The 6,882-nt window shown below is 72.3% G+C and carries 6 protein-coding genes; all 6 read left to right on the forward strand.

The features are described from left to right. The first annotated feature begins 119 nt into the window (after positions 1–119). Positions 120–1,157 (forward strand): glutamine synthetase, encoded by a 1,038-nt coding sequence (gene glnII / locus B7L92_RS15710; RefSeq protein ID WP_081238224.1) that lies wholly within the window; start codon positions 120–122, stop codon positions 1,155–1,157. Between the two features lie 356 nt (positions 1,158–1,513). Continuing rightward, a complete protein-coding gene (locus tag B7L92_RS15720) occupies positions 1,514–2,098 on the forward strand; it encodes a winged helix-turn-helix domain-containing protein (protein WP_081238226.1) in 585 nt (194 codons plus the stop codon). Positions 2,099–2,167: 69 nt separating this feature from the next. Continuing rightward, complete coding sequence (locus B7L92_RS15725) at positions 2,168–3,205, forward strand: NAD-dependent epimerase/dehydratase family protein (protein WP_081238227.1); 1,038 nt, start codon at positions 2,168–2,170, stop codon at positions 3,203–3,205. A gap of 69 nt (positions 3,206–3,274) precedes the next feature. Then, positions 3,275–4,540, forward strand: a complete 1,266-nt coding sequence (locus tag B7L92_RS15730; RefSeq protein WP_081238228.1) for a sensor histidine kinase — start codon at positions 3,275–3,277, stop codon at positions 4,538–4,540. After that, entirely contained in the window at positions 4,525–5,178 is a 654-nt protein-coding gene (locus B7L92_RS15735) for a LuxR C-terminal-related transcriptional regulator (protein ID WP_081238229.1), read from the forward strand. Before B7L92_RS15730 ends, B7L92_RS15735 begins: the two co-directional genes overlap by 16 nt. A gap of 214 nt (positions 5,179–5,392) precedes the next feature. Next, positions 5,393–6,882 (forward strand): DUF1996 domain-containing protein (locus tag B7L92_RS15740; protein ID WP_081238230.1); only part of this gene is annotated, 1,490 nt, incomplete at its 3' end.

Raw genomic sequence — 6,882 nt, forward strand, 5'->3', positions numbered from 1 at the left:
AATGGTCGGGAAACCGCCCGTTGACAGGCTGCCTGTCGACGAGAGCGGCGCCCCCCGGTGCCGCGGCGCCGCAGCAGCACCCGCACCAGCGCCCAGCCCCACCCCGAAGGATGTGAACCGTGAGCTTCAAGGCCGAGTACATCTGGATCGACGGCACCGCACCGACCGCCAAGCTGCGCTCCAAGACGAAGGTCCTCACGTCCTCCCGGGAAGCGGCCGAGGGCGCCGGGCTGCCGATCTGGGGCTTCGACGGGTCCTCCACCAACCAGGCCGAGGGCCACGCCTCGGACTGCGTGCTCAAGCCGGTCTTCGTCTGCCCCGACCCGGTCCGCGGCGGTGACGACGTCCTGGTGCTGTGCGAGGTCCTCACCACGGACATGACGCCGCACGCGTCCAACACCCGTGCCGCGCTGGTCGAGGTCGCCGAGAAGTTCGCCGCCCAGGAACCGGTCTTCGGCATCGAGCAGGAGTACACCTTCTTCCAGGAGGGCCACCCCCTCGGTTTCCCCAAGGGCGGCTTCCCGGCCCCGCAGGGCGGCTACTACTGCGGGGTCGGCTCCGACGAGATCTTCGGCCGTGACGTCGTCGAGGCGCACCTGGACAACTGCCTGAAGGCGGGCCTGGGCATCTCCGGCATCAACGCCGAGGTCATGCCGGGCCAGTGGGAGTTCCAGGTCGGTCCGCTGCCGCCGCTGGAGGTCGCCGACCAGCTGTGGGTGGCCCGTTGGCTGCTCTACCGCACCGCCGAGGACTTCGACGTCGCCGCCACCCTGGACCCGAAGCCGGTCAAGGGCGACTGGAACGGCGCCGGTGCGCACACCAACTTCTCCACCAAGGCGATGCGCGAGTCCTACGACGCGGTCATCACCGCCTGCGAGGCGCTGGGCGAGGACTCCAAGCCGCTCGACCACGTCAAGAACTACGGCGCCGGCATCGACGACCGCCTCACCGGCCTGCACGAGACCGCCCCGTGGGACACGTACTCCTACGGCGTCTCCGACCGGGGCGCCTCGGTCCGTATCCCGTGGCAGGTCGAGAAGGACGGCAAGGGGTACATCGAGGACCGCCGCCCGAACGCCAACGTCGACCCGTACGTGGTGACCCGTCTGCTGGTCGACACCTGCTGCACCGCCCTGGAGAAGGCCGGCCAGGTCTGATCGTCCGGCCGGCCGTCCCGCGGTCGCGCGGGGCGGCCGTCCGCCGCCGGGGCGGGCGCCCCCTCGCGCCGTCCGGACGCCGCACCGTGCGTGCGGCGTCCGCACAGTGGGCGCGGGCTCCTGCCGGCCGCCGGGGTCTGCTTCAATGGGGGCATGGTCGGCATCCAGAAGTACCCCGTGACGGGCCGCCATGACCTCGAGCCCTTCTGGCCCTCCCGTCAGCACCACGACTTCGACCGGGTGTGTTGTCGCGCGACGAACGCGCCGGCTCTCTGACGCCGTACCTCCCGGCCTTCCGCCGGCGCGAACCGCGTACGTCCCTCGACGACCCCTTCGCGCGAAAGAGCTGACCTCTCATGGCGACCACCCGTTCCCTGTCCTCCGCCTCCTCCGCCCCGCTCACCGCCCCCGCGCCCGAGCGTCCCCGGTACCGGCTGCGTGCCGTCGACCGGGACGACGTGGCCACCGTCGCGGACCTGCTGCCGCCGGGGGCCACCTGGCTGCCCGCGCCGCAGCACAGCCTGCCCGCCCTGCCCGGCCGTCCCCCGATGGTCGGCTACCTCGTGCTGGTCCCGGCCGACCAGCAGCCGCCGTTCCCGGTGGCGGTGCCGGAACCGGCCGGGTCCGCCGGCGCCGGACCCGACGACGACTCGCTGATCCGCGTCGACACCGACCGGCGCACCGCCGAGGTGGACGGGCGGCAACTGGACCTCACCTACCTGGAGTTCGAGCTGCTGGCCCATCTCGTGGCGCACCCGGGCCGGGTGCACACCCGCGAGCACCTGGTCGGCACGGTGTGGGGCTACGGCCATGTGGGCGACGGCCGCACCGTCGACGTCCACATCGCCCGGCTCCGCCGCAAGCTGGGCCCGCGGTACCGGGACACCATCCGCACGGTGCGCCGGGTCGGCTACAAGTACCTGCCGCCGACCGGGCGCTGAGACCGGCGGCCGTCTGCCGACAGCAGATTCCCGTTCCCCCGCACCACCGGACCGGGCAGAGTCACCGGCATGAGACTTCTGATGCTGGGTGGTACGGATTTCGCGGGCCGGGCCGTCGTCGAGGCGGCCCTCGGCCGGGCCTGGGACGTGACCGTCTTCCACCGGGGGCGGCACGAGGCACCGCCGGGCGCGCGGACGCTGCGGGGCGACCGCACCGCGCCCGACGGCCTGGCCGCGCTCGACGAGGACCCCGGGGAGTGGGACGTCGTCGTCGACACCTGGTCGGACGCCCCGCGCGCGGTGCGGGACTCGGCGCGGCTGCTGCGGGGCCGCGCCGGACGGTACGTGTACGTGTCGAGCTGCTCGGTGTACGCGTGGGCCCCGCCCGCCGGGTACACCGAGCGGGCTCCCCTGGTGGAGGGCGCCTCGGCCGACGCCGACCGCACGGAGTACCCGCAGGACAAGCGGGGCGGGGAGCTCGCGGTCCTCGACTCCTTCGGCGCGGACCGGTCGGTGCTGGTGCGGGCCGGGCTGATCCTCGGACCGTACGAGAACGTGGGCCGGCTGCCCTGGTGGCTGACCCGGATGGCGCGCGGCGGCCCGGTGCTCGCCCCGGGGCCGCGTGACCTGCCGCTCCAGTACGTCGACGCCCGCGACCTCGCCGAGTGGATCCTCGACGCGGCCGGGCAGGAGCTGAGCGGGCCGTACAACCTGATCTCCCCGCAGGGGCACACCACGATGGGCGGATTGCTCGGGGCGTGCGCCGAGGTGACCGGTGGCACGGCCGAGCTGCGGTGGACCGATCCGGAGGTGGTCCTCGAGGCGGGCATCGAGCCGTGGACGGAGCTGCCGGTGTGGGCGCCGCCGGGCAGCGACCTGTACCACACGGTGCACAGCGCGGACGTCTCCCGGGCGGTCGCGACCGGTCTGCGCTGCCGTCCGGTCGGCGAGACCGTGGCCGACACCTGGCGCTGGCTTCAGGACATCGGCGGCACCGCGCCCCAGCGCCCGGACCGGACGCGCAAGGGGCTGGACCCGGAGGTGGAGGCGAAGGTGCTGGCGCGCGCCGGTGGCACCGCAGACACCGGGAGCACCGGAGAGGTGTAGGCAGCACCACCCCCCGGCCGGGGGGCTCGGCCCAGTGACCCGTCCCCCGCGCTCGGCCAGACTTGCGCCATGACCATCGACACGAAGAGCGGTGACGGGCGGACCGGGGGGCGGGGCATCGCGCTCGCCGCGGTGCGGGGGCTGGCACTGGCCCTGGTGGGGCTGCCGGGATCGGTGCTGTGCTTCTCGCTGGCCCTGCTCTCCCTCGCGCTGATCCCGATCGGGGTCGGCATCGTCACCACCCCGTACGTGCTGGCGGGGGTGCGGACGTACGCGAACCGGCGGCGGGTGCTGGCGGCCGAGTGGGGCGGGGTGCGGATCCCGTCCGCGTACCGGCCGCTGCCCCGGGACGCCGACCCGTGGACGCGCACCTTCGGGATGCTGCGCGACCCGGCGACCTGGCGGGACCTGAAGTGGCTGGTGGTCGACATGACCGCGGGCTTCGTCACCGCGCTGCTGCCGGCGGTGCTGCTGCTCTACCCGCTGGAGGGGTTCGCGCTGGCGCTCGGGCTGTGGCGGGTGATGGGCGACGGGTACTGGTACGGCTTCGTGCCCGTCGACGACCAGACGTCCGCGCTCGGCGCGGGGGTGCTCGCCCTCGTCCTGCTGTTCTTCGCGCACTTCTTCGCCCGGCGCCTGCTGGACGTCCACTTCCGGCTCACCCGGGCCGTCCTCGGCTCGAACCAGGCCGAACTGGCCGAGCGGGTGCGGGTGCTGACCGAGACGCGGCGGGACGCGGTGGACACCTCCGCGGCCGAACTGCGGCGCATCGAACGGGACCTGCACGACGGGGCGCAGGCGCGGCTGGTCGCGGTGGGCATGGACCTGGGGACCATCGAGGCGCTGCTCGACAAGGACCCGGCGAAGGCGAAGGAGCTGATCGCCCGGACCCGCCGGTCCTCCGTGGAGGCCCTGTCGGAGCTGCGCGAGCTGGTGCGCGGCATCCATCCGCCGGTGCTGGCCGAGCGCGGGCTGGGCGACGCGGTGCGGGCGCTGGCGCTGCGGCTGCCGGTGGCCACCGAGGTGAACGTGGAGCTGCCCGGGCGGGCGGACGCCCCCGTGGAGTCGGCCGCGTACTTCGCCGTGAGCGAGGTGCTCACCAACGCGGTCAAGCACTCCGGCGCCGACCGCATCTGGGTCGACGTGCACCACGCGGACGGGCACCTGCGGGTGACCGTCACCGACAACGGCAGGGGCGGTGCGGTGGTCGGGGCCGGCTCGGGACTGACCGGGGTCGAGCGGCGGCTGGGTACATTCGACGGCGTCCTGGCCGTCAGCAGCCCCGCGGGCGGTCCCACCATGGTCACCGTGGAGATCCCTTGCGCGTCGTCCTAGCCGAAGACCTGTTCCTGCTGCGCGACGGACTCGTCCGGCTCCTCGAGGCGCACGACTTCGAGATCGCCGCGGCCGTGGAGTCCGGGCCCGAACTGGCCCGGGCCCTGGCCGAGCTGGAGCCGGACGTCGCCGTCGTCGACGTGCGCCTGCCGCCGACGCACACCGACGAGGGGCTGCAGTGCGCGCTGCACGCCCGCCGCGAGCGCCCCGGGCTGCCGGTGCTGGTGCTCTCGCAGCACGTGGAGCAGCTGTACGCACGGGAGTTGCTGGCCGACGGCAGCGGCGGCGTGGGATACCTGCTGAAGGACCGGGTGTTCGACGCGGAGCAGTTCGTGGACGCCGTGCGGCGGGTGGCGGCGGGCGGCACGGCGATGGACCCGCAGGTGATCCAGCAGCTGCTGGCGCGGCAGTCGGGCGACGACCGGCCGCTGGCGCGGCTGACGCCCCGGGAGCGGGAGGTGCTGGAGCTGATGGCGCAGGGGCGGTCCAACACGGCGATCGCGGCCAGGCTGGTGGTGACGGAACGGGCGATCGCGAAGCACACCGCGAACATCTTCGCCAAACTGGGGCTGGAGGTCTCGGACGACGACAACCGGCGCGTGCTGGCGGTTCTCGCGTATCTCGACCACGGCCGGTGAAACCGGACCCGGCCGTGCACCTCGCGTGGGCGATCAGCAACTCCCGGTATTGCAGGGGCTGTTGAAACCACCGCGCCGCACGAATTTCTCATCGATTTCCGGGACGGGTGAACACCCGCGGGACGGCTCCCGTACTCAAGGGAGCCGCTTCACTCCTGTCGGGCCGCTCGATGCCCCGCAATGGGATGCCCCGCAAGGAAGTCAGAGGAGTTCCATGGGACGCAACACAAGAAAACGCCGTATGCCGCTGGCCACCAAGGCCATAGCCGGGGCGGCGGCCCTAGCGCTCGGTGGGGGCGGGCTGGTCTGGGCGAACTTCTACGCTTCGGCGCACGAGGAGAACTCGCCGAACAACCGGACGAAGTCGAACGCGGCACGGCAGATCGCCACGATCGACTGCCCGGACGTCGGCCAGCAGCTCTCCGACGTACCGGAGCAGGCCCGCGGTGAGGTCGACGGTGAACTGGCCTCGATGGACCAGCAGATCACCGACGCCTACCAGCGCCTGGTCACCACGCGCCAGGCGCAGGCCGGGGACGCGCAGTACGTGCAGAACGCCATCCTGGGCCCGCTCAAGGACCGGCGCAAGGTGCTGATCGACCGGATCAAGCTGGAGATCAACCGGGCGGGCGGCAAGGCCCCCGGGAACCTGGACGAACTCGCCCCCTGCTCCGGCCGCCCCGCCGACCAGCCGCAGCCGACCGACGGCCAGAACGGCGACGGCCAGAACGGTGACGGCCAGAACGGTGACGGCCAGGGCCAGGACAACGGCCAGGGACAAGGCGACGGCCAGGGTCAGGACAACGGCCAGGGCGACGGCCAGGGCCAGGGCGAGGGACAGACCCCGAACGACAACGGCAACGGTGCCGCGGGGCCGTTCGCCGAGGACTTCATCGACATCAACGACGTCCCGCCGAACTCGCGCGACCTCCCGAACGGTCTGGCCGCCAACGGCAGGTCCGGCTCCAGGGGCAGCTTCACCACGAAGTGCGGTGTCAACGAGAACAAGCTGTACAACAGCGACAACATCATCGTGGCCCCCGGTGTCGCGAACGGCGCGCACCACATGCACGACTACGTCGGCAACCAGAGCAACAGCTCGCTCTCCAGCGACGACGACCTGGTCGTCGCCGAGACCAGCTGCCAGAACCAGGGCGACAAGTCCTCGTACTTCTGGCCGGTGCTGCGCGTGCAGGACGGCACCCAGGAGTTCGACGCGGCCGACCAGGGCGGCGGCGCCGAGGGCAACGTCGGCAGGATCCTGCAGGCCAAGGAGGCCCAGCTCCGGTTCGTCGGCAACAAGCGGAGCAAGGTCGTCGCGATCCCGAAGCTCATGCGGATCATCACCGGTGACGCCAAGGCGTTCACCAACGGTCTGAAGAACGCCAACACCTCGTACAGCTGCACCGGCTTCGAGGACCGGCAGTCCACGGACAAGTACGTGCTGTGCCCCGAGGGCAGCCAGCTCGTGCGCACGTCCAACTTCCAGAGCTGCTGGGACGGTCAGAACACCGACAGCGCCAACCACCGCGACCACGTGGCGTTCGTCCAGGCGGACGGCAGCTGCCCGAACGGCTTCAAGGCCATCCCCCAGCTCCAGGTCCGCCTGGTGTACGACGTTCCCACCCCGACCATCGAGAACGGTCAGGTGAAGAACCCGTACGCCGTGGACAGCTTCCCGGAGCAGCTGCACAAGCCGATCAC

This window comes from Streptomyces viridosporus, from assembly GCF_002078235.1.
Taxonomy (GTDB): Bacteria; Actinomycetota; Actinomycetes; order Streptomycetales; family Streptomycetaceae; genus Streptomyces; species Streptomyces viridosporus.

What these genes read in the sequence shown, in the direction of transcription:
- B7L92_RS15720 (WP_081238226.1), top strand. Translation starts at nt 1,514, where the DNA reads ATGGCGACCACCCGTTCCCTGTCCTCCGCCTCCTCCGCCCCGCTCACC.
- B7L92_RS15725 (WP_081238227.1), top strand. Translation starts at nt 2,168, where the DNA reads ATGAGACTTCTGATGCTGGGTGGTACGGATTTCGCGGGCCGGGCCGTC.
- B7L92_RS15730 (WP_081238228.1), top strand. Translation starts at nt 3,275, where the DNA reads ATGACCATCGACACGAAGAGCGGTGACGGGCGGACCGGGGGGCGGGGC.